Annotated in this window: 27 protein-coding genes; 13 read left to right on the top strand and 14 right to left on the bottom strand. The window is 40.3% G+C overall.

What is annotated here, in order from left to right; all coding sequences use genetic code 11:
- Positions 1-10: 10 nt before the first annotated feature.
- The 3 genes from ACSBQP_RS07880 to ACSBQP_RS07870 form a co-directional block, all read right to left on the bottom strand.
- Positions 11-1,234: a cation:proton antiporter gene (locus tag ACSBQP_RS07880; protein WP_007497140.1), complete on the bottom strand. Its 1,224-nt coding sequence runs from the start codon at positions 1,232-1,234 to the stop codon at positions 11-13.
- A gap of 3 nt (positions 1,235-1,237) precedes the next feature.
- Positions 1,238-1,735 carry a cation:proton antiporter regulatory subunit gene (locus tag ACSBQP_RS07875; protein ID WP_017366937.1) on the bottom strand — a complete coding sequence of 166 codons (498 nt, stop codon included), beginning with the start codon at positions 1,733-1,735 and terminating at the stop codon, positions 1,238-1,240.
- A gap of 64 nt (positions 1,736-1,799) precedes the next feature.
- Positions 1,800-2,126 (bottom strand): potassium:proton antiporter, encoded by a 327-nt coding sequence (locus tag ACSBQP_RS07870; RefSeq protein WP_223255612.1) that lies wholly within the window; start codon positions 2,124-2,126, stop codon positions 1,800-1,802.
- Positions 2,127-2,261: 135 nt separating this feature from the next.
- Between ACSBQP_RS07870 and ACSBQP_RS07865 the strand changes: the two genes are divergently transcribed.
- On the top strand, positions 2,262-3,077 hold the full coding sequence (locus tag ACSBQP_RS07865) for an enoyl-CoA hydratase (RefSeq protein WP_435028303.1): 816 nt from the start codon (positions 2,262-2,264) through the stop codon (positions 3,075-3,077).
- Between the two features lie 35 nt (positions 3,078-3,112).
- Here ACSBQP_RS07865 and ACSBQP_RS07860 read toward each other — a convergent pair whose 3' ends face one another.
- Complete coding sequence (locus tag ACSBQP_RS07860; RefSeq protein ID WP_008348907.1) at positions 3,113-3,301, bottom strand: YhzD family protein; 189 nt, start codon at positions 3,299-3,301, stop codon at positions 3,113-3,115.
- Between the two features lie 173 nt (positions 3,302-3,474).
- Between ACSBQP_RS07860 and ACSBQP_RS07855 the strand changes: the two genes are divergently transcribed.
- From ACSBQP_RS07855 to ACSBQP_RS07840, 4 genes are all read left to right on the top strand, one after another.
- The gene (locus ACSBQP_RS07855) at positions 3,475-4,689 is read left to right on the top strand and encodes a metallophosphoesterase family protein (RefSeq protein ID WP_435028302.1); all 1,215 of its coding nucleotides are present in this window, start codon (positions 3,475-3,477) and stop codon (positions 4,687-4,689) included.
- Between the two features lie 16 nt (positions 4,690-4,705).
- Positions 4,706-7,492, top strand: coding sequence for an ATP-binding protein (locus tag ACSBQP_RS07850; RefSeq protein WP_212356574.1), 2,787 nt, complete (start codon positions 4,706-4,708; stop codon positions 7,490-7,492).
- Positions 7,493-7,554: 62 nt separating this feature from the next.
- Entirely contained in the window at positions 7,555-8,508 is a 954-nt protein-coding gene (yhaM, locus tag ACSBQP_RS07845; protein WP_007497151.1) for a 3'-5' exoribonuclease YhaM, read from the top strand.
- Positions 8,509-8,616: 108 nt separating this feature from the next.
- Complete coding sequence (locus ACSBQP_RS07840; RefSeq protein WP_081114754.1) at positions 8,617-8,847, top strand: sporulation YhaL family protein; 231 nt, start codon at positions 8,617-8,619, stop codon at positions 8,845-8,847.
- A 59-nt stretch (positions 8,848-8,906) separates the two neighbouring features.
- Here ACSBQP_RS07840 and ACSBQP_RS07835 read toward each other — a convergent pair whose 3' ends face one another.
- Positions 8,907-9,782 (bottom strand): peptidylprolyl isomerase, encoded by an 876-nt coding sequence (locus ACSBQP_RS07835; RefSeq protein ID WP_007497153.1) that lies wholly within the window; start codon positions 9,780-9,782, stop codon positions 8,907-8,909.
- Positions 9,783-9,943: 161 nt separating this feature from the next.
- On the opposite strand from ACSBQP_RS07835, the gene ACSBQP_RS07830 reads away from it, so the two are divergent.
- Complete coding sequence (locus tag ACSBQP_RS07830) at positions 9,944-10,030, top strand: YjcZ family sporulation protein (RefSeq protein WP_008361129.1); 87 nt, start codon at positions 9,944-9,946, stop codon at positions 10,028-10,030.
- Between the two features lie 145 nt (positions 10,031-10,175).
- Positions 10,176-10,265 carry a YjcZ family sporulation protein gene (locus ACSBQP_RS07825; RefSeq protein ID WP_017360317.1) on the top strand — a complete coding sequence of 30 codons (90 nt, stop codon included), beginning with the start codon at positions 10,176-10,178 and terminating at the stop codon, positions 10,263-10,265.
- Positions 10,266-10,318: 53 nt separating this feature from the next.
- On the opposite strand, the gene ACSBQP_RS07820 is transcribed toward ACSBQP_RS07825, so the two are convergent.
- Both ACSBQP_RS07820 and ACSBQP_RS07815 read right to left on the bottom strand, forming a co-directional pair.
- Positions 10,319-10,504 (bottom strand): hypothetical protein, encoded by a 186-nt coding sequence (locus tag ACSBQP_RS07820; protein ID WP_072368131.1) that lies wholly within the window; start codon positions 10,502-10,504, stop codon positions 10,319-10,321.
- Positions 10,505-10,586: 82 nt separating this feature from the next.
- On the bottom strand, positions 10,587-11,105 hold the full coding sequence (locus ACSBQP_RS07815) for a DUF3267 domain-containing protein (protein ID WP_007497155.1): 519 nt from the start codon (positions 11,103-11,105) through the stop codon (positions 10,587-10,589).
- A 234-nt stretch (positions 11,106-11,339) separates the two neighbouring features.
- Here ACSBQP_RS07815 and ACSBQP_RS07810 point away from each other — a divergent pair, with 234 nt between their 5' ends.
- Positions 11,340-11,684 carry a YhaI family protein gene (locus ACSBQP_RS07810; protein WP_007497157.1) on the top strand — a complete coding sequence of 115 codons (345 nt, stop codon included), beginning with the start codon at positions 11,340-11,342 and terminating at the stop codon, positions 11,682-11,684.
- Here ACSBQP_RS07810 and ACSBQP_RS07805 read toward each other — a convergent pair.
- On the bottom strand, positions 11,662-12,276 hold the full coding sequence (locus tag ACSBQP_RS07805) for an HTH-type transcriptional regulator Hpr (RefSeq protein WP_007497158.1): 615 nt from the start codon (positions 12,274-12,276) through the stop codon (positions 11,662-11,664). The two genes, ACSBQP_RS07810 and ACSBQP_RS07805, sit on opposite strands and share 23 nt — an antisense overlap.
- Before the next feature lie 187 nt (positions 12,277-12,463).
- Positions 12,464-12,820, bottom strand: coding sequence for a YtxH domain-containing protein (locus tag ACSBQP_RS07800; protein ID WP_007497160.1), 357 nt, complete (start codon positions 12,818-12,820; stop codon positions 12,464-12,466).
- A 128-nt stretch (positions 12,821-12,948) separates the two neighbouring features.
- Here ACSBQP_RS07800 and ACSBQP_RS07795 point away from each other — a divergent pair, with 128 nt between their 5' ends.
- Positions 12,949-13,140 carry a hypothetical protein gene (locus ACSBQP_RS07795; RefSeq protein ID WP_017366942.1) on the top strand — a complete coding sequence of 64 codons (192 nt, stop codon included), beginning with the start codon at positions 12,949-12,951 and terminating at the stop codon, positions 13,138-13,140.
- A gap of 253 nt (positions 13,141-13,393) precedes the next feature.
- Here ACSBQP_RS07795 and ACSBQP_RS07790 read toward each other — a convergent pair whose 3' ends face one another.
- The 3 genes from ACSBQP_RS07790 to ACSBQP_RS07780 all read right to left on the bottom strand — a co-directional run bounded on the left by ACSBQP_RS07790 (position 13,394) and on the right by ACSBQP_RS07780 (position 15,704).
- The gene (locus ACSBQP_RS07790; protein WP_017360314.1) at positions 13,394-13,912 is read right to left on the bottom strand and encodes a tryptophan transporter; all 519 of its coding nucleotides are present in this window, start codon (positions 13,910-13,912) and stop codon (positions 13,394-13,396) included.
- Between the two features lie 125 nt (positions 13,913-14,037).
- A complete protein-coding gene (gene serC, locus ACSBQP_RS07785; protein ID WP_435028301.1) occupies positions 14,038-15,117 on the bottom strand; it encodes a 3-phosphoserine/phosphohydroxythreonine transaminase in 1,080 nt (359 codons plus the stop codon).
- Positions 15,118-15,275: 158 nt separating this feature from the next.
- The gene (locus ACSBQP_RS07780) at positions 15,276-15,704 is read right to left on the bottom strand and encodes an HIT family protein (protein WP_008348883.1); all 429 of its coding nucleotides are present in this window, start codon (positions 15,702-15,704) and stop codon (positions 15,276-15,278) included.
- A 487-nt stretch (positions 15,705-16,191) separates the two neighbouring features.
- Between ACSBQP_RS07780 and ACSBQP_RS07775 the strand changes: the two genes are divergently transcribed.
- From ACSBQP_RS07775 to ACSBQP_RS07765, 3 genes are read left to right on the top strand one after another with little or no spacing between them, the layout of a single operon-like run.
- Positions 16,192-16,932, top strand: coding sequence for an ABC transporter ATP-binding protein (locus ACSBQP_RS07775; protein WP_074042126.1), 741 nt, complete (start codon positions 16,192-16,194; stop codon positions 16,930-16,932).
- Positions 16,925-18,145: an ABC transporter permease gene (locus ACSBQP_RS07770; RefSeq protein WP_113747676.1), complete on the top strand. Its 1,221-nt coding sequence runs from the start codon at positions 16,925-16,927 to the stop codon at positions 18,143-18,145. The genes ACSBQP_RS07775 and ACSBQP_RS07770 overlap by 8 nt, the downstream gene beginning before the upstream one ends.
- 46 nt (positions 18,146-18,191) lie before the next feature.
- Positions 18,192-18,899, top strand: coding sequence for an EcsC family protein (locus ACSBQP_RS07765; protein WP_024719995.1), 708 nt, complete (start codon positions 18,192-18,194; stop codon positions 18,897-18,899).
- 29 nt (positions 18,900-18,928) lie between these two features.
- Here ACSBQP_RS07765 and ACSBQP_RS07760 read toward each other — a convergent pair whose 3' ends face one another.
- On the bottom strand, positions 18,929-20,116 hold the full coding sequence (locus ACSBQP_RS07760) for a M20 family metallopeptidase (protein WP_008348870.1): 1,188 nt from the start codon (positions 20,114-20,116) through the stop codon (positions 18,929-18,931).
- A gap of 80 nt (positions 20,117-20,196) precedes the next feature.
- Between ACSBQP_RS07760 and ACSBQP_RS07755 the strand changes: the two genes are divergently transcribed.
- Positions 20,197-20,553, top strand: a complete 357-nt coding sequence (locus ACSBQP_RS07755) for a hypothetical protein (protein ID WP_017360309.1) — start codon at positions 20,197-20,199, stop codon at positions 20,551-20,553.
- Between the two features lie 57 nt (positions 20,554-20,610).
- Here ACSBQP_RS07755 and ACSBQP_RS07750 read toward each other — a convergent pair whose 3' ends face one another.
- Positions 20,611-21,096: an antibiotic biosynthesis monooxygenase family protein gene (locus ACSBQP_RS07750; RefSeq protein WP_007497177.1), complete on the bottom strand. Its 486-nt coding sequence runs from the start codon at positions 21,094-21,096 to the stop codon at positions 20,611-20,613.
- Positions 21,097-21,201 lie beyond the last annotated feature (105 nt).

The following is a 21,201-nucleotide window of genomic DNA, read 5'->3' as shown; positions in this document are numbered from 1 at the left end:
CCCTTTTCAATTAAATGGTTGTTTCTCTTTTTACTTTTGGTTTTTCAGTTTTCCATTTGAAGATTTTGTTTAGGATTTGATAGATACGCTTTGATTCTTTCGTCACTAGCGGTCCTAAAATCGCAAGGATTAATACATATAATGCAGCAAATGGCTTCAATGTAGCGGCAAGCCCGCCTGCAATCCCAAGTTCGGCTACAATGATGGAAAACTCTCCTCTTGATACGATGGTTAATCCAATATTAGAAGAGGCTTTATGAGAGAAACCGGCTCTTCTTCCAGCAAACATCCCGGCGGTGAAGTTCCCGATCAAGGTGAGAATGACAGCACCGATCGCAAGCCAGAAGGCATCTCCTAATGTAAATGGATCAATACTTAGTCCAAAGCTGAAGAAGAACATGGCGCCAAAGAAATCTCTAAAAGGAACAACGAGATGTTCAATGCGGTCTGAGTGCTCTGTTTCTGAAAACACAAGACCGAGTAAGAGAGCGCCAATGGCCTCTGCGACATGAATCGTCTCTGAAAAACCAGCCACGAAGAACAAAGCGGCAAAAATGACAATGATAAATACTTCATTTGAACGGATATCGAATAGTTTGTTTAATAGTTTTGGCAGCTTACGCGCGATGATAAAGAAAATCATCATGTAACCAAAAGCGATTAAAATAGATAATAAGGCACCGCCAACGGACGTGGCATCTCCAAGGACAAGACCGGATACGACAGATAAATAGACGGCGAGAAAAATATCCTCAAACATAATAATCCCAAGAATTAACTCTGTTTCAGGGTTCGCTGTCCGTTTTAAATCGACAAGGACTTTGGCGACAATGGCGCTGGATGAAATGGTGATAACGCCTGCCATAATGAGAACTTCAAGGAATCCAAAGCCTGTGATAAACCCATAAAGCAATCCTAAGCTAAAGTTGATCAAAATATAAATAGATCCGCCGACTGCAATGGATTTACCCGATTTTATGAGTTTGCCGACAGAGAACTCAAGCCCGAGGTAGAATAGAAGGAACAGGACACCCATTCTACCAAAAAACGAAATAATCTCGGTGCTCTCGATAAACTTCAAATCAATGATCCCGATGGTTGGTGCATGCGGACCAACAATCATCCCGAGGACAATGAGAAAAGGAATGATAGAAAATTTAATTTTATTGGCGATTAAGCTGGCAATGGCGATGAGAATAAGCGCCGTTCCAACTTCAAAGACTAAATGATCCATTCATCACTCTCCCCCTCTAGAAAGAAAATCACGTATCAATCGCTTCAAGTGTTTTCTTTCGCCTGAAATGACCATCGTATCATTTGCTTGAATTATCGAATCGGCACCGGGGTTGAGTAATTTTTCATTTGTATGTTTAATGATCGCAATGACGGTGACTTCATAATTTTGTCTCACATCTAAATCGCCGAGTGTATGTCCAACCGCTTTTGCGTCTTTTTCTACCTTAAACCATTCAATGATCAAATCATTGAACGCCATTTCAATCGTTTCAAGTGCTTGCGGCTTATACACCATACCGCCAATAATGGCAGCAATTTGCCGGGCTTCAGCATCATCGAGAGAAATGGTGGACAGTACTTCATCTGGATCTTCATCGTCGAAACGATAAATCTCCCGTCTGCCATCATCATGAATCACAATCGTCATCTTTTCTCTATTTCTCGTTTCAATTTCAAATTTCTTTCCAATCCCAGGAAGATCATTTTCTTTAATGTTCATTTTATCCCTCCGAATATGATAGGTTTTGTTTTTCATATAGTGAGTACGGATGAAATAAAATGAATCAGTCGAGGTAATTTGATTGGTACATAATGGGGATTGCACACTTCATTTCTAAAAAACATAAATCAATAGATAACGCAGTGGCTGGTGCAAGCTTTACAAGAAAAGCTTTTGAAGCGCCTATTGATAACCTCTGTTTTAACAGAAGAGATGCGGCATGTTTTTTTGAGAATGGAGGTGTCTTCACAGCGTTGATTTCTTCATCATAAATCGATGGAGAAATCAGGCCTGGTGTGCTCGCTTCTGCTTGTGAAGCAAAAACGACATTTGAAAAGGGAGAAAACATGACGATGCAGCTAATCAATATACATATGGAACTTCTTATCAATCATTCTCCCCCTTTCATATGATGTTTTATTTCTTATTTTACTATATAAAAATATATTTCTCGTTTCAACAATTATGCTTATTTTAGTATCAGTTGATCTTGAAATTTTTTATGTAGAGGAAAAGGAATTGCTTGATGGAAATTGAAGTAAGTGATGAGCTTGAAAAGAAAGAGGGGGAATGGATGATGACATATATCAATTGTCAGGTAGATGGGGATATTTTTGAAATCGTTTTCAATAGGCCTGAAGCGTATAATTCGTTTCATGTTGACATGTTTGCTGAATTGAAGGAAGCGTGTGATACAGCGAGTGAGAGCAGTGCGAAAATTGTTGTACTCAAGGGGATGGGCAAAGGGTTTTCAGCAGGCGGAGATATTGGCATGATGCTAAAGCAAGATCGTGAAGAAGATTTTCATCGCGTGATGGATCTGATCGAGGGAATTACACTTTCTTTAGCCAGTATGAAAAAAGTGACGATTGCACTTGTCCACGGGGCAGCGGCTGGTCTTGCTTTTAGCTTTGCCCTTAGCTGTGACTATTTGTTTATGCATCAAGATGCTAAACTTGCCATGAACTTTAATGGAATCGGGTTAATCCCAGATGGCGGAGGGCATTTTTTCCTCACCAAAAGAGTTAGTGAACAAACCGCTAAACAATTGATTTGGAGCGGGCAAAAGCTGCCGGCTGAAGAAGCGCTCAAGCTTCGCCTTGCAGACGGCGTGTTTCAAGATGAGGTGGATACGTATCAGAAAGCGTGCGTCAAGCCGTTTTTAAATATGCCGCTTCAAGCCTTTGTTGAAACAAAGATGATTTATTTTCAGCAGTCAGAATCACAGCTGTTAGCCGTTCTTCAAAAAGAGCGTGCTGCACAAGCTAGACTGAGACAAAGCCGTGATTATCAGGAGGGTGTTCAAGCGTTTTTGGAAAAAAGACGTCCTGTGTTTCATTAAATAGAAGAATGAATGGCCGGCGGATGCCGGCTTTTTTAACGTTCAAATAAAAGAAGTTTACCTGCATCATTTACGAGCCGGTGAGAATGCTTTGTGTATTGTTGTTCGATTAAACGATGACGTCCTAATTCTTTTGCTTTTTCATCACTATCTGTGGTGATTTTTTCGTTTAATAAGGTTTCACCTGACGAATCAAATACAGTCAAAAAGTAGGTTTTCTCCATCTCTGATCTTCCCTTTCTTCTTGTTTTTTAATGAATTATACAAGGAGGAAGTTAAAACCTCTTTTTTTACCCCTAAAAATGTGTTTTTTAGAATAAGAGCGATAGAACGTGCATTCGTAAAAACGGCGTGATAAAATATGGACAACTACAGTAACGTACAAGGAGATAGACGTTTGACGAAGCTCACTTTTATTCATGCCGCAGATCTTCATTTAGATAGTCCGTTTGCGGGAATGTCCAATATACCGAACCGAATTTTTAAGAGGTTGAAAGAAAGTACATTTCAAAGTGCCAAGAACATGTTTGAACTTGCAATTGATCGAGAAGTAGACTTTATGCTGCTTAGCGGAGATCTATTTGACGAATCGAATCGTAGCCTAAAAGCACAGCTTTTTTTAAGAAATCAGTTTCTTCAGCTGCAATCACACGGGATTGAAGTGTTTATTATTTATGGTAATCATGATCATTTAGGTGGTGAATGGACACCAATTGAATGGCCAGAGAATGTTCACGTTTTTTTGAGCAGTACGCCAAGTGAGCAAGCCTTTTATAGAGAAGGTCAGCTTGTGGCAAGTATTTATGGGTTCAGCTACAAAGAGCGAGCGGTCCATGAAAATATGACACCTTATTATGAAAAAACAACAGATGCCCCCTATCATATTGCCATGCTTCACGGCACATTAGCAGGTCAAGAAGGGCATGATGCATATGCACCATTTCAGCTACAGCAGCTTCTAGCGCGGGATTTTGATTATTGGGCGCTTGGACATATTCATAATCGGGCTCTTCTGCATGAAGATCCAATGGTGATCTATCCTGGAAACATGCAAGGAAGACATATAAAAGAAACAGGAGAGAAAGGCTGTTATGTCGTTTACCTATCTGAAGATGCTCAAAGAGCGGAGTTTATGAGCTGTTCAGATGTCATCTTTGAGACATTGACAATAGATATCACACATACCGCTCATATGACCGATCTTGTGATACTTGTGGACAAAAAGATGAGTGGACTGAAAGAGAGAGGTGTTCCTCATTTTGTGAAAATCGAACTAACTGGCGATGCTCCTGCTTATATGGAGCTCACGCAGCTTGAAGTGCTTGAGGAGCTGATGGCTGTTCTTCATGAACAGGAGGAAGATGAAGACTTGTTCGTTTGGGTGATGTCGATTGACTGCCGGACACATGAAGATGCCGTCTATCCAGAAGATTCTTTTTTGACAGAACTAACAGCAGAAATTGCCGAGTTTGATGCGTATGATGAGCTGCTTTCACCGATCAAGCGTCATCCAACCTATAGAAAGGCAGGAAGAGCTTTTACAAAAGAGGACGAGATCGATATTAAAGAAGAGGCACAAAGGCTGCTGGCAGAACAGCTGAAGCAATTATGAGAAAAGGAGAGGCATGATGAAAATACGTTCACTCCATATTGCGAATTTCGGGAAATTTTCCAATCAAACCTTCCACTTTTCTGATGACGGTTTTCAGTTAGTTTATGGCCTGAATGAATCGGGGAAAACGACATTGAAGGCGTTTATTGAATCGATGTTATTTGGTTTTTCCAAAAGCCATATGTATAAGCCAAAGCATGGCTCATTTTATGGCGGGTCTCTTACATGTTTAGATGAGGAATTAGGTGTGATTCATATTGAAAGAACATCTGATCATGGCGGCCAAGCTCAGGTGTTGCTGCCAAATGGTGAAGTGAAAGATGAAGCGTTTCTACATGCGATGTTAAAGGGAACGGATCGCAGATTATACCAATCGATCTATTCTTTTGACGTGTTTGGTCTGCAAAATGTACAAGCATTAAATCAAGATCAAATAGGGGAATTTCTACTCTTTTCAAGTTTGTTTGGCTCAGATGCGGCATCCAAAATGGACAGTAGGTTGCTAAAACAGCAGGAGCAGCTTTTTAAACCGAATGGACGTAAGCCTGAATTAAATCAGCAGCTTGATCATGTAAAAGAGCTGTCAAGTAAGTTGAAACAGGCCAAATTGGTAGAAAGTCGTTATACCGCAAAGAAAAAAGAACAAGCTGAATTAACCGAAAAGGTAGAAATGCTTCAGCATGAAATGAGACAGACTGAAGAAGAGATTCAGCTTTTGACTGAACATATTCGACTTTATCCTATGATAGAAAACAAGATAGAGTTAAAAAAAGATTTGGCTAGTTATCCAGAACGAGTCAAACGGTTTAGACCGGAAACCGCGCATGAACTTGATAAATTAGAATCACACCTTCAGCCAAAAAAGGCGCAAGTGACGGCACTGAAACAAAAATTAGATCATTTGCAAACGTCGCTCACGCAAGTTCAGCCACTCTATGACAAGGATACGGTATTGGAGATGAAGCGAGTCATAGCTGAATCATCTGATGCTGAACTTGTGAAGAAACGCTTAGCAGAAGGGAAAACAGAGCAGAATTCTTTGAAACAAAAAATAGAAGAAGCATCAGCGAAGCTGAAGTGGCAGCGTCCAATCAAGCTTGACCAGCTGGATGATTCACTTGACTTTGAGTGGGAATTAAAAGAGGCTGTGAGCCAATACGTTCGTTTAATGGATAGGAAAACGCAGCTCGATGACCGGTTTGATCATGCAAGACATGAGCTAGAAGAAGCGGAAACCGCTCTAAAAGGATTAAAGGAACAGTCCGTTAAAGAGCAAGATGCAGAAGATGTCAGGGGCACAAGGGCTACAGTGAAACAGAAGCATTCCAGAGTGTGGTTATTCCCGCTGATGTTCGTGCTATGTGCTATCATTCTCACGGTCTTATTCGTTTTAGCAGAGAGCTGGGTGACGTTACTGTTTGCAGGATTTTCCGTATTTATCTTGATTGCTATTTATCCAGTGCTTAAACAGACTCAGATGAAGGAAGCAAACGACAGTAACGCCTATCATTCTTTTCAAGTTCAAACAGCTTCAGCTGAAACGCTAGTGAAGCAAAAGGAGCTTTTATACGAAAGAATGATACAGCAATATGAAGACTGGGAGCGGGAACTGGAACCTGTACAGCAGCAAGTAGAAGATATGAGAAGGCAGCTGGGGTTGTCCTCAGAGCTCTCATTCCTTGTGGAAGCTTTCCATATCTTGAAACAATTAAAAGCGAATACAGCGGCATATGAGGCGCTTAACAAGGAAATAGAGATGCTCACACAGCAGCAATCGACCTACGAGCAAAGAGTTTCAGCGCTCATGAGTCTCCTTCAAAGAAAAGAAGGGACCATTCAAGAGAATATCTCAGCCTTTCAAGAGATATTGAAAGATGAGGAAAAAAGAGAAAAAGAACGTCAGACATTGCACGTATCCATTCAGCATGTAGAGCACCAGCTGACAACATTAGAAGGAGAAGTTCAATATTATGAAAAACAAACGGACGAGCTTTTTCGAAAAGTAGAAGCAGCGTCAAAAGAAGATTATCATGTCCTATCTCATCTATCCAAAGAATACCGGGAGCGGCTGTACAATTTGCAGCAGCTGAACCAAGAGCTGCACAAAAGCGGTTATATAGATGAGGAAGAGGTCATTGTCCGTAAAGGTTTACGCACCCTTGAGGAGCAGTGTGCACAAGCAAAAAGACGTCTGAATGACATGCAAGAGAATGTGACGAATATGAAAAAGTGCTTGGCAGAATTAGCAGTAGAAATACGCCAAATAGAAGTATCAGGTACAGTGTCTGATTTGACTCATCAGCTTGCTGTAGAGCAGGAGCAGGCAAAGCATCTAGCGAAAAAATGGGCGGCTATTCAGCTCGTTCGTTCCGTCATTCGAGAGAAACTCAATGAGCATAAAGAAACGAGGCTACCAGCACTCCTCCAAACAGCTTCCCGATTTATTCAGCCGTTAACGAATGATCGATATGAAGTGATTTTATTTTCTGCCGAAGATGACCGTCTGATTGTGAAACGGAGGGATGGACGCCTATTCCGCCCGGAGGAGCTTTCACAAGCAACATGTGAGCAAATTTATCTCTCGATTCGTTTTGCACTTGCTTTGTCCCACCAGCAAGATTGTCAGCTCCCATTTATGATGGATGACAGTTTCGTTCACTTTGATCATGTCCGTCTAGACAGGGTGCTGGAGCTGATGAATGAACTCACTCGTTTTGAAACACAGCTGTTTTATTTCACTTGTCATCATTATATGAAACAAGCAGCGGAAGACGGGCAGATTACGAGTTTAGTAGTGGAATGATTGACAAATTATGACTTATGTTATACTTATATGAGCAGAAACATGGAAGGAGCATTTATTGAATGGCTAAAGGGATCATGACCTATGACGTCGGCGAACAAGTTGACCTGCATTTATTAATTAAATCATCTACTAAAGGGATTGCGAGTAATGGCAAACCATTTTTAACGTTAATTCTTCAAGATCAAAGTGGAGATATTGAGGCGAAGCTATGGGATGCAAAGCAGAATGATGAACTCACATATGCCGCGCAAACCATTGTGAAGGTAGTAGGTGATATTCATCATTATCGCGGAAGGAATCAGCTGAAGCTTAGGAATATACGTCCTGTTGCTGAAAACGAGCAAATCCGCATTGATGATTTTCTAGAAACAGCTCCTATTCCAAAGCACGATATGATGGATACCATCATGCAATATATTTTTGATATGAAAAACCCTAATATTCAGCGTGTCACAAGACATTTGCTGAAGAAATATGGACAGGAATTCGCTGATTACCCAGCAGCTACGAAAAACCATCACGAGTTTGTTTCGGGTCTTGCCTATCACGTGGTATCGATGCTTCATTTAGCGAAATCCATTGTTGATCTATACCCATCACTAGATCGAGATCTTTTATATTCAGGGATCATTCTACATGATTTAGGGAAAGTCAAAGAGCTTTCGGGTCCTGTCTCCACCACATATACAGTAGAAGGGAACTTAATTGGCCACATTTCTATTATGGTGACAGAAATTGCGAAAGCCGCAGAGGAGCTTGGCATTGATTCTGAGGAAATTCTGATTCTGCAGCATTTAGTGCTGAGTCATCATGGAAAAGGGGAGTGGGGCAGTCCTAAACCACCAATGGTGAAGGAAGCCGAAATTCTCCACTATATAGATAATTTAGATGCAAAAATGAACATGATGGATCGTGCGCTTGAGCATGTGAAGCCAGGAGAATATACAGAGCGTATTTTTGCACTAGAGAATCGTTCGTTTTATAAACCAACCTTTCACAATGAATCATCATGATAAAACGCCCGTTTGATGCGGGCGTTTTTTTTCATAACTTGTCTTCTTTTCGCATAAGCATGTAACACAAAGGAAGAGAGATTAGTCCTACAAAAGGAGGGGAAGACAATGTTATTTTTTCCATGGTGGGTATATGCATGTATCATTGGCATTATTTTTTGTGCCTATAAATTAATGACGACAGCCAAAGAGGAGCAAGAGATTGATCAATCCTTTATTGAAAAAGAGGGAGAAATCTTTATCGAACGAATGGAGCAGGAGAGAGAGCGTAGACGTCAAGGACAGCAAATGAAACGATCACAGGAAATGGCGAAGCATGAGGACCATTCGATTGCATAATCAATAAGAATACAAACAACCCCTCTACAAAGTCATGTAGAGGGGGTGTTTTTCGTTCATTATTGGTTTGTTGTTTGTTGTGTGGTTTGCTCAGATTTTTCTTTGAAAGTATTCTCAAGTTCTTTATCTTTTACTTTCACATCAGCATCTTTCACCAATTTGTTTAAGATCGTCTGAATTTCATTGTTATCTGCTTGTTTTTGATCAAGCAGTTCTTTTTTCAAGTCTGCTTTCATGTCATCGTATTTACCGCGTTCTTCGGTCTTTTTAATGATATGGTAACCAAATTGAGATTTTACTGGTTTGCTGATTTCGTTTACTTTTAGTTTGAAGGCAGCTTTACTGAAGTTCTCATCCATTTGGCCATCTTTTGCGAACCAGCCTACATCGCCGCCTTGTGCTGCTGAAGCAGTGTCAGTTGAATATTCAGATACAAGGTCATCCCATTTTTCGCCTTTATCTAATTTCTTTTCTACTTCATCTGCTGTTTTCTTGTCAGCAACTAAAATGTGGCTTGCACGGATTTTCCCTTTTAGGTCATCGTAATACGCTTTTACTTCTTTGTCAGTGATTTTGATGTTAGCTTTGGCAGCCTTTTGAGTCAGCAGCTCATATTTTACTTGATCTTTGATGTAATCTTTTCCGAATTCATCTTGAAGTTGTTTTAAACGATCTTCACCAAGTGTCTTTTTATATTCTTCCAATTTCTTATCAATTTCTTTATCTGATACTTTGTATTTGTCAGCAAGAACCTTTTGTTGAACAAGTAGGTTTAAAGCATCTCCACCTGCTTGTTTCTTAAGTGTTGTGTAAAGCTCTTCTTTTGTGACATCTCCTGATTTTGTTGTTGCGATCACTTCTTTGTCACCGCTACTGCATGCGCCAAGAGTTAAAACACTTACTGCTGTTACAGCTGCTAAAGCCATTTTTTTCATTCAAAAAACACTCCTAATCTTTCCAATTTATTTATCATTGCTTGTATCATAACATATTGTGACATGCTGTAAAAAGAAATGCAAATGGGAGGGCATTCGTCTAGTCAAATTTTTGCGACCAACATACACATATATTGATCACAAAAAGGAGGCTGAATTATATGGGAGCAGGATATTCTAATGGGTTTGCTTTATTGGTCGTGCTATTCATTTTGCTGATCATCGTTGGTGCAGCATATCTTTATTAATTAAATCGCTGTAACAGAAAGGAGCCGTCCTGCCATGCGTGCGGGCGGTTCTTTTTTAAAACGATGACAGGTGCCTAAACGTTTTAAAATTTTCTGCATACACTGAGCTTAGAACAGAGGAAGAACTGGCAGGAGGTGTTTTCACATGGGAGGAGAAGTCTTTGCTGGCGGTTTTGCACTAGTCGTCGTATTATTCATCTTATTGATCATTATCGGTGCATCTTGGATTTGCTAATAGATCATCATACACAAAAAGCTGCCATCAAACAGGCAGCTTTTGCTTTGATCTTAAATAGATATGGTAATTTCAACAAATGATGAGATCAGTAAGATCAGTATCGATACATTGATAAAGCGAAACACCTTATCTTGCCGTTCTTCAGGAATCTCTCTGACAAGGCATAATGTATTAGTAAGCCTGTTTATTGAATACACAATAAACGCGGCAAAGACGATGAAGTAAAATAAAACTATCGGAGATCCCCCCTCTCTATGCTATTCCCATACTACATTACCAAATTTTTTATGAAAAAGATAGAAGTTGGCTTTAAAAACCTCATGATGAGGAAGTTGGGTCAACTAAAATATCAAACTCGTCTTGGGCTTGATCAATGATGCATGATTTTGGCGCTTTGAGCAGTTTCCAAGCAAATAAAAAGTCAGGCAAACAATAGCCTGCATGAATACTTGCGATCATGATAAAATAGTGTGCGTACATTGGAAATGCCATTCCTAAAACAAAGTAAACAGGTGAGATGACACAAAACGGGCTGAGCAGTGAGAAAAGCATCACTCTCTTAGGCACGCGCTGCCAGCAATTTCGTTTAAATAACGTCATTTTTTTCTTATGTTTCATGACTGGGATCAAGTGAACCACGCGATGGACAAGCAATGTCGCAAGTAAAAGCACGACAAAAAGTGGTGCATTGTGACTGCTGAGTCTCGTTTCAGGATGAGTCAGTTGAAAACATAAAAATGCCATAATGAAAAAAAATACAGTCAGACATATGGCTGAAATCATCATTCTCGTATAACCATAATCCTTTTCAAGATTAATGGTCTTCCAACAATTCATTTTTCATCCTTCCAATCTCAAAAAAACTAATTGAATATCTCAAGATAATTTACTCTTCCTGAGGATAAAAATCAATGGTTTTCAAGAAAAAAAATAAATTGTTACATTCATATGGAATAAAGAGAGGAAACTTTGGGTTTTTCAAGAAAAAAAGACATAAGGGGGAGGTTCGTCTCTTTCGTCAATGAGTAATTTCGGCTAAAATAGAGTGACTAAGAGAAAGAGGGAACGTACATGAGTATTGAGGAACGAATGAGCCAGCTCGAATATTATATGGAACTGTTACTGACGGCAACAGATATGAGCCGTTATCCATATTATGCGCTATTGATCCGGCAGCGTGTATCGAAAGAAGAGGCAAAGGACATTGAGCGTATTTGTGCTGAGCTCTCAGATGAAATGGACAAGCAAAAAGCACAAGGCTACGTCATGTTCGACGATCTCCTTGCGCTGTTTGCGGGACAGTTAATTGAAAAGCTGGATGTTCATGAGACGATTTTTGCTTTGCATGATCAAGGGCTGTTTCAGCCGTTAATGAATGAATTTATAAAGATCATTAAACAATTTGATTTGCTTTAGAAGCTTTTTCCTCTGCTGAGTCTTCAAGTTCTTCAGGCTTTTTCGTGACTTTCCCACGTTCATTCAAAAAGTCCTTCTCAATGTTTGAAAACGATTTCTCAAAAATCTCCATGAAATCCTCACCATAAATGTTTCGGATAATACACATCATTTCTAAAATTTCAGGGAACTTTCCGTAAATGTCATGAAGCGGCTGTGCGCCTTTGACAATACCAGTTCGGGCCGGGTCGTAATCTTCGAGTAGTTTATGGAATGTCTCTTCGCCTTTTGGCGTTAGTTCAATATACGTATTGCGTTTATCGTTTAACTTTTTAGAAAATTTTAAAAATCCTCTTTCCTCTAATTTTTTAGAGAAGTTAAACGCCGTTGATACATGCATGACGCCAAACTTTGCAATTTCTGATATTGAAGCTCCTTTTAATTGATACGCAATCCACAAAATATGATGTTCATTGATATTTAGGTTATACGGTTTGATCCACTGCTGCCAGTCCTTTTCAATGGATTTCCAAAGAGCTTTGCTCAATTGGGCCATTCTTTGACTGAATAAAAGTGCTTCTTTTACATCGAAAGGCTGTTCCGAATGATTCATCCATTTCACCTACTTCTCTTTTTCTTGTAATTCTATTATGCCAATAAAATAAAGATTAATAAAGCTGAAAATTCAAGAATTTTTAAAAGTCATGAAAAACATTGACAAAATAACCTTTTTTCAACAAAAAAAGTGCGGGATACGCACCCCGCACACTTTTGTAAACGAATATTTTTTTGTGAGTATATTAGTTTTGTAAGGTTTTCTCCAGTTGTTTGAGCTTTTCCTCAATTTCCTGAATTTCCTTTTGTAAGTCCTGCTGATGAGGTTTGATTTCCTCGCGCCATTGCTGAATGGATGTTTGCAATTCAGTTCCGACCTCTTTAATGACCTCAGCACTTTCTTTTGCGGTTTCAACAATCTGCTCTTTTAAAGCTTGTCCATCTCTTTTTAATCTTGTCAGCGTATCTTCGAATTTGTCATAGCCGTCTTTCATCTTTCCGCGTACATCTCTGCCAGAAGAGGGAGTCGTCAGGAGCACTGCCGCACCTCCGAGGAGACCGCCTACAAATAATCCTGTTAATAAAGAACGTCCACTAGCCATTCCAATCACCTCTAGTCAAATTTTACACATTCGCATGTTCTCTCTGAGCTGACGATCAGCTTCATTGAACTTCCATACATAGCTTGCTTTATTTTAGCATACTTTTGAAGAAAAGGGAGGGGAGAAGGTTGTCTGTCTTTCTGTTCGTTTTTACGTGTATGTGTGTGATTTTCGCAGGTGGTTCTATTCATTATGTAAGGCAGCTTGGGTATACAGGGTCTTATCCGCCAAAACATGTATTAAGACAAAAAGCAATTGTGTGTGCTGCAGGTGCAGGGATTTCGCTCTCCATTTTGCTGCTTACCCTTTTTCTTTTATAGAAGCATGAAAAAAACCTCTTCATCTAATGAAGAGGTTCCAGCATGTAGACAAACCCTCGCATTCTTTGTCAGTCCTGCGTGCTGGTGCTCACGAATGTCAAATTCGCTCCGCGCCAGTACTCGTCCTTCCTAGACTTCAAGGGCTTTCAATCATGCTGAAAAGAAGACAAAGGGCTAAAATAAAGAATCATTTTAGCCCTTTGTCAACAATATGAAAAAACCTCTTCATCCAATGAAGAGGTTCAGTTATTCGTTAAGCGACTTCAATCATTCTTGCGCGCTTTAATATGGACTGAGCAATCGGGAAGACAAATACCATAGCTATCGTATTGATCACAGTTGCTGGCAGGACAACACCTACAAGAAGTGCTGGTAACGCAGCCGGCAGTCCAGTAATCAGTAAAGCGGCAGATAGGAAAATCACGCCCGATACGACGGTCCCAACAGCGGTGAGTACAGCGGTCAGAACGACTTTGTTCTTGATCTTCAGGCAAGATAAGAAAAGGGCTAAGAAGATAAAGGCTGTCACCGGTTTATCAATCATATTTGGAATTTGTCCGCCTGGAAAACCTGTTGTCAAAGCGGAAATGACCCCAGTGACTAGGGCGATCACAACGACATGCTGTACCTTCGGAAAAAGGATGATGCTTAAAAACATCATGACCAGCATCATATCAGGTTTCATTCCGAAAAAGATGGGTGGGAAAATCGTATGCAAAACAGCTCCCATTGCTGCAAGCAATGACATAATCACTAATTCTTTTGTTTTCATTTCTATGCTCTCCTCTGCTAAGCTCTTAGAACTCTCCAATAATATGGCTGATCATTTATTGCAAGAGTCATGACTTTATATTTCTCGTTATTATAACAAATTTATTTCACGATAGAAAAGCCTTTTTACTCATTTTCTTGCTGGAACTTTTTCATAAAGTCCGCAAGCTTTTGGCAGTCTTCTATAGAGACGGCGTTGTAAATCGAGGCTCTGCATCCGCCAACAGAACGGTGGCCGGCGAGTCCAACCATTTGTTCTTGTTTTGCTTTCTCCACAAAGGATGCAGTGAGTGCATCATCACGAAGGGTAAACGTGACATTCATATGCGAACGGCTATCAGCACGTGCATGTCCTTTGTAAAAACCGCCGCTTTGATCAATCGTATCATACAGAAGCGCTGCTTTTTGTTCATTGCGTTTTTCTGCTGCTTCTACACCGCCCGCCTGTTTCACATGCTCCAGGATAAGGGACAGCATATAAATCGCAAAAGTTGGTGGTGTGTGATAAAGAGAATTGGCTTTGGCATGTGTTGAATATTTTAAAATTTTAGGTGTGCCGCTTTTTTCTTTCTCTAATAAACGTTTGCGCGCGATCACAATCGTGATACCAGAAGGCCCTAGATTTTTTTGTGCCCCAGCATAAATGAAATCAAATGAAGACACGTCTATTTTTTTGCTGAGAATATCACTGGACATGTCGGCAATAAGCGGGAGTGACGTGTTCGGGAACGTTTTCCACTGAGTACCGAAAATGGTATTGTTCGATGTGATGTGCAAGTAAGCACCGTCAGTTAAAACGGAAGCATCTACATCTGGAATATACGAATAGTTGTCGTCTTCACTTGAGGCAAACACTGATGTTTCACCAAACCCTTTTGCTTCTGACAAGGCTTTCTCTGACCAAGCACCTGTTTGGATGAAATGAGCCGTTTCGCCTTCATGTAAGAAGTTCATCGGAATCATTGCAAATTGAAGACTTGCCCCGCCTTGTAAAAAGAGGACCTCATAATCTTCTGGAATGTCCATCAATTCTACCAAGAGTGCTTTCGCTTTATTGTGGACTTCTTCATACTCACCGCTGCGATGAGAAAGTTCCATCACAGACATCCCGGTTTGTTTAAAATCAACAAGTTCTTCCTGTGCTTTTTGAAGCACTTCTAGCGGCAGCGCCGCCGGACCAGCATTAAAATTCGTCGTTCGCTTCATCACAATCTCTCCCTATTTCTCGCGTTAATGGATCAAAAGATAAAACCATCCTATCACAAATTTGAAGCATTTGGACAAAAAATTTGAATCGTCCTAAATATCTTACGATTCAGAGGATAAGCACAGAAAAGAAGTGGGAAAAAGAAAAACCTCATCAATTAAGATGAGGTAAGGCGCGTATGGATGGCAGAAGAAATGTCTTTTAAATCCTCTGATGTATATTGATCTTGGTGAGATTTCCATACGGCACCAAAGCCGTCGCCTTTACCATAACGTGGAATGATGTGCATATGGTAATGGAACACAGATTGCCCGGCTTTTTCACCGTTGTTGTTCAGAAGGTTTAAACCAATTGGTTCAAATTCTTGCTTAATCGCTCTAGCAATTTTCGGAATCGCTTGGAAGTAATGATTAGACACTTCTGGTGTCATGTCATAAATGTTTTCTTTATGTATTTTCGGGATTACAAGGGTATGTCCTTTTGTTACTTGGCTGATATCAAGAAAAGCTAATACATGCTCGTCTTCATATACTTTTGCACATGGAATGTCTCCATCAATGATCTTGCAAAAAATGCAGTCGCTCACGCCATGTCACTCCTCATTATTTTTCCTTTATCGTATCACAAAAAGAAGCAAAAAAGAAAACAGGACAAGCGAACTCCTTTGGTCGCTCATCCTGCTCCTGCAGAAGAAATGCTGATGCTTTCATTTGATATGCCTTTTGAATTCTCTATTTACTGAAATAAAGAATTCATATGCCTGCTATTTCTGCCGTAAACACCTCATTTGACGTTTTGGTTCGTCGTATACATATTTGTATAGGACACAAAAATCAAGAATCAGTGAAGCAAAACAGAAGCTAAGGTTTTTAGATGAAAAACCAATTTGTCATGCGGTTATTGCCTTTAACAAACACCTCATTTACGTATTGGTCATCAAGTTCATTTCTTCTACATACATTATGATGACCAGTATGCCGATGTTTTATTCATGAGTTGTCTATAGGTAAACATTTCAAATTGTCTTTCGTTTTTGGTACTATAAAGGAAAAAAGAAAGAAAGGAACGAACTGATGTCCCTTCTAACTGTAAAAGATGTAACGGGTGGATATACAAAGAATCCCGTTCTGAAAAATATTTCATTTGAATTAGAAAGAAACCAAATCGTTGGTCTCATTGGCTTAAACGGGGCGGGAAAAAGTACAACCATTCGTCATATTATTGGATTAATGAAACCTCATAAAGGGGTCATTGAGCTGAACGGACGAACCCTTCAAGAAGATCAAGAGTCGTATCGTTCACAATTTACGTTTATTCCAGAGACACCTGTCTTATATGAAGAATTAACGTTAAAAGAGCATTTAGAGCTGACAGCGATGGCTTACGGCCTTTCAAAAGAACAATTAGAAGAACGTCTGCCGTCTTTGCTGAAGGAATTCCGAATGGAGAAGCGATTGAAATGGTTCCCTGCTCATTTTTCTAAAGGGATGAAGCAGAAGGTGATGATTATGTGTGCGTTTCTTGTGGAGCCAGAGTTGTATATTATCGATGAGCCGTTTTTAGGGCTTGATCCGCTTGCGATCAACGCACTATTAGAACGTATGAATGCGGCGAAACAAAATGGCGCAAGTGTTCTGATGTCAACGCATATTTTAGCCACAGCGGAACGTTATTGTGATTCCTTTATTATTTTGCATGAAGGGGAAATTAGAGCGAAAGGAACACTGACAGAACTAAGAGAGCAGTTCAACATGAGAGATGCGACACTCGATGATCTTTATTTGGAATTAACAAAGGAAGAAAGCTATGAGTAAAACAACGCAAACCATTTGGAAATCACGATTAGAAGAACACGTGCAAGAAACAAGAAAATATTTAAAATATATGTTCAACGATCATCTTGTGATTGTGCTCATTTTTTTCCTTGCAGGCGGGGCGAGCTGGTACAGTAATTGGCTGAAGCATATTCCAGCTCACTTCCCATCCTATTGGGTGATGGCAGTTGTTTTCTCATTGGTACTGACTAGTTCTTACGTGCGAACGTTGATCAAAGAGGCAGATCTTGTGTTTATGCTTCCTTTGGAAGCTAAGATGGACCCTTATTTAAAACAAGCGTTTAACTTTAGCTTCATTTCTCAGTTATTTCCTTTGATTGCCGTGTCCATTATTGCACTTCCGCTATATTCGGCTGTCTCCACAGGCGATCTGATACTATATGTGCTCATTTTGGCGCAAATGATCTTAATAAAAGGTCTGAATACAGCGATTCAGTGGAGAATCACTTATTTTCAAGGGAAACATGTGAGATGGATTGATGCAGTGATTCGTTTTCTGCTCAATACAATGTTAATGTATACCGTTTTACAAGCAGCTTATGCCATTGCCATCGTCTTTTATCTTTTATATGCTGTCTATCTCATTTATCTAACAAATGCAGTAAAAAAACAGCCTTTTCAATGGGAATTGCATATTTCTGATGAGTTAAAACGAAAACAGCGTTTTTACCGCTTGGCAAACTTATTTACGGATGTCCCTCATTTAAAGAAACAAGTGAAAAGAAGGGCGTATATGGACTGGGTCTTGCAGTTTGTCCCTTATGAACAGCGTAAAGCTTTTTCTTATATGTATGTGAGGGCGTTTTTACGTTCAAATGACTATTTTGGTCTTGTGTTTAGGTTAACGGTCGTGTTTGTGCTCATCCTCTTGTATACAGGTGCAGCAGGCTGGGTGGGGGCATTACTTGTCTTGTTTACAGTCTTTATCACAGGTGTACAGCTTGTCCCGTTAACAAAGCACTTTGCTCATCTGTCGTTACAGGCACTTTATCCTGTGTCTCAGCAAGAAAAAGATCGAAGCTTTTTTGTTCTCGTACGAAATGTACTCATCATCCAGTCAATTGTACTGAGCTCCGCCGTTTTCCCAGCAGGTGGATGGAAGGGAAGCGGACTTGCTCTTCTCATTTCATTGGTATTTGTGCTTGTCCTATTCAAGCCTTACGTACAAAGCAGATTAAAAAAGATGAGATAAGCATTTTTTACAGCGTGTGTATGATGTCACCAAGGAGGGAACTGGGATGAATGCAGCTGAACGGGAACTGTATGAAGAGGCCATTTTTTTTCAAATGCGTTTTTTAAGAAAACCATCCAAGATCGAGCGGTTTTCAAAAGGTGTTCAGCAGCAAGTGAATCGCCGAATCCCTGCTCGATTTCATCAAGTCATCACAAGTGCGGTGAAAACAATGGTTGAATCCACCGTATCAGGAAGCCATTTTACTTCATTTACAGTCATTGATGAACAATTGTCTATTGTAGAGCGAAATGAGCTGGCAAAGGAAAAGGTGACATATTATCAAAAGGCCGCTGCGATTGAAGGAATTGGCACAGGTGCGGGTGGATTGTTTCTCGGAATGGCGGATTTCCCTCTCCTTTTAAGTATCAAGATGAAATGTCTTTATGAGCTTGCCTGTATATATGGATTTGATTTGTCTCAAAAAGAGGAAAGGCTCTTTTTGCTTTGTATTTTTCAACTCGCCTTTTCAAGCAGTGCACATCGTCAAAAAATGATGAAACTCATTGAAGAATGGGAAACAACCCGGGAAGAAATGGATTGGTATAGCTTTCAGCAGGAATATCGAGATTATATTGACCTTGTGAAGCTGTTTCAATTAATGCCTGTGGTCGGTGCCGCTGTTGGTGGGGTGGCAAATCATCAGCTGACTGGACAGCTTGGTGAAGTCGCACGCCATGTGTTTCACTTGAGAGTGTTGAAAGAATCGAAATAGAAAAGCCGCTGTTGGGCAGCGGCTTTTTTTCATTCATCGTAGGAAAGGACGGCATGAGCGAGTACCTTTGCTGCGACAGGCATTGCGTTTTCGTTAATATCAAATTTCGGATGGTGATGTGGATACACATCTTGGCTGTTTTCTGGCATAGCGCCTGTATAGAAGAAAGTACCAGGAACATGCTGAAGGTAGTAAGCAAAGTCTTCTCCGCCCATTTGGGTTTCGGCTTCTTTTACTTCTGTGACTCCTTCTGTCTGTTTGGCTATTTCTGCTATATATTCAGTTGGTGCAGGGTGATTTTTGACTGCAGGATAGCCTCTTACATATTCATAAGTATAAGAGGCATCGTGCATGTGGCAGACACCTTTCACCACCTGTTCAATTTCACGTTCAATGATATGGCGTGCACTCTCTTCAAAGGAACGTGCAGTACCTGTCAGCACGGCCGAATCTGCAATGACGTTAAAGGCATTTTCAGCGACAAATCCCCCTACAGATACCACCGCAGAATCAATCGGGTTGACTTTTCGGGCCACGACCTGCTGAAGATTGGCTACAATTTGTGAACCGATGAGTACGGCATCTTTCGTCAGATGCGGCTGTGCGCCATGTCCGCCTTTCCCTTGCACTTGAATAGAGAAACGATCGGCGGCTGCCATAAAGTTCCCGCTTTTATAAAGAACAGTGCCGCATGGCTCTGAGGACCAAAGGTGGGTGCCGAAAATGACGTCAACACCGTCTAAACAGCCATCTTCAATCATTGGTTTCGCACCGCCGGGGGCATATTCTTCAGCGTGTTGATGAATGAGGACGATTTTTCCTTTTAATTGATCTCGGTGCTCATGTAAGATCTTCGCTAAGACGAGAAGTGTTGCTGTGTGGCCATCGTGACCGCATGCGTGCATGACGCCAGGTTTTGTTGAACGGTAAGGTACATCCTTTTCATCATGAATGGGAAGTGCATCAAAATCAGCTCTCAGTGCAATGGTCGGTCCAGGGGAAGCTCCTTCAATAAAAGCGAGTACACCATGTCCGCCTACATGTGTACGTGTTGGGATATGTAATCTGTCATAATATTGAGCGATGTAAGCAGCTGTTTCCTCTTCCTGAAAAGAAAGTTCTGGATTCATATGGAGATGGCGTCTAATTTCAACCATTTCCTCATAATGTTCATCAAGACGTTCATTGATCCTTTTGTGTAAAGTGGATACTGTCATTGATCCGAAAACCTCCTTTAGGCTCTTTTACTGATTGTATGGTAATTGTTAGAATCTTTCAACAGAAGAGGATGTCGAGAATGACAGAAAAGGTCATTTTACATAAAAGTCGAAGGTTAAGTATGAAGCTTGAAAAAGGGGGAGTGGCATTGGGAAGCTGTCCAAATTGTTCAAAAGCATTTTCTTTCGTCGAAAAATTTCATTTATCGCATACGAGAATGATGCTTTGTCCAAGCTGCCGGCATCAAATCAAAGAAACGTTCGTTTCAAAGATGAGCTTTTTGATGATTTGTTTGATTCCACTGTTGGTACTACTTATTCAGATGAAAGGTGCTTCACCTATGCTCAAATGGCCCATCTTATTAGGATGGATCTTGCTGAATTTTTATGTACTTCAGCCAATCATTCATCGGTACGAGCTTAGAGATAAGCGTTGAAAGCCCAGCAGAAGGGCTTTTTTTTATAAAAAAAGAAGTGCGAAAAGCAGCACTTCCTTAATGGTCTATGACGGCATGATAGGATGTCAGATAGGCAGGACGAGAGAAGATGGAGCCAGTATCCTCGTGCGGCTGAAAGAACGCTTCTGACTCTTGAAAGTCTTGAAATAAGTCTTCAGATTCCCAAAGTGTCAAAATCAAGTACACCTCTTCATCCTTTTTTGGTCTTAACACACGAAGCGCCTGAAAGCCGCGCTGGTGTTCTGACATGTTTGTTTTTTTCTGAAAGGTGGATTCAAAAAGTGCTCTGCTTTCGAGCTTTACAGGGATATGATTCAGCGTGACAAAGCCAGATTGGACGAGCTCACCTTTTGTATAAATCACATCATAGGCATGGGGTGCTTTAAAGACTGTCTCACCCTCCGTTTCATGAAAAAGAGCCGCTTGTTCCTTACCGACCGTATAAAGCAGATTTTCAAGATGATGTTTTTTTGCGATTTTTTGCAAAAAGTCTGCTGTTCCATATGTAATATAGAAATTCATCTAAACCGCCTCCTGCTTGATAGTATAACAAAAGAATGATATATAATTCTTTGGTAGTCAATCCATAAAACATATTATGAAGCAATACATCCCATACTATCCGTA

The sequence above is a fragment of the Bacillus sp. G402 genome (assembly GCF_051172515.1).
Taxonomy (GTDB): Bacteria; Bacillota; Bacilli; order Bacillales; family Bacillaceae; genus Bacillus; species Bacillus altitudinis.
This window is presented reverse-complemented; position numbering and strand designations above follow the sequence as displayed.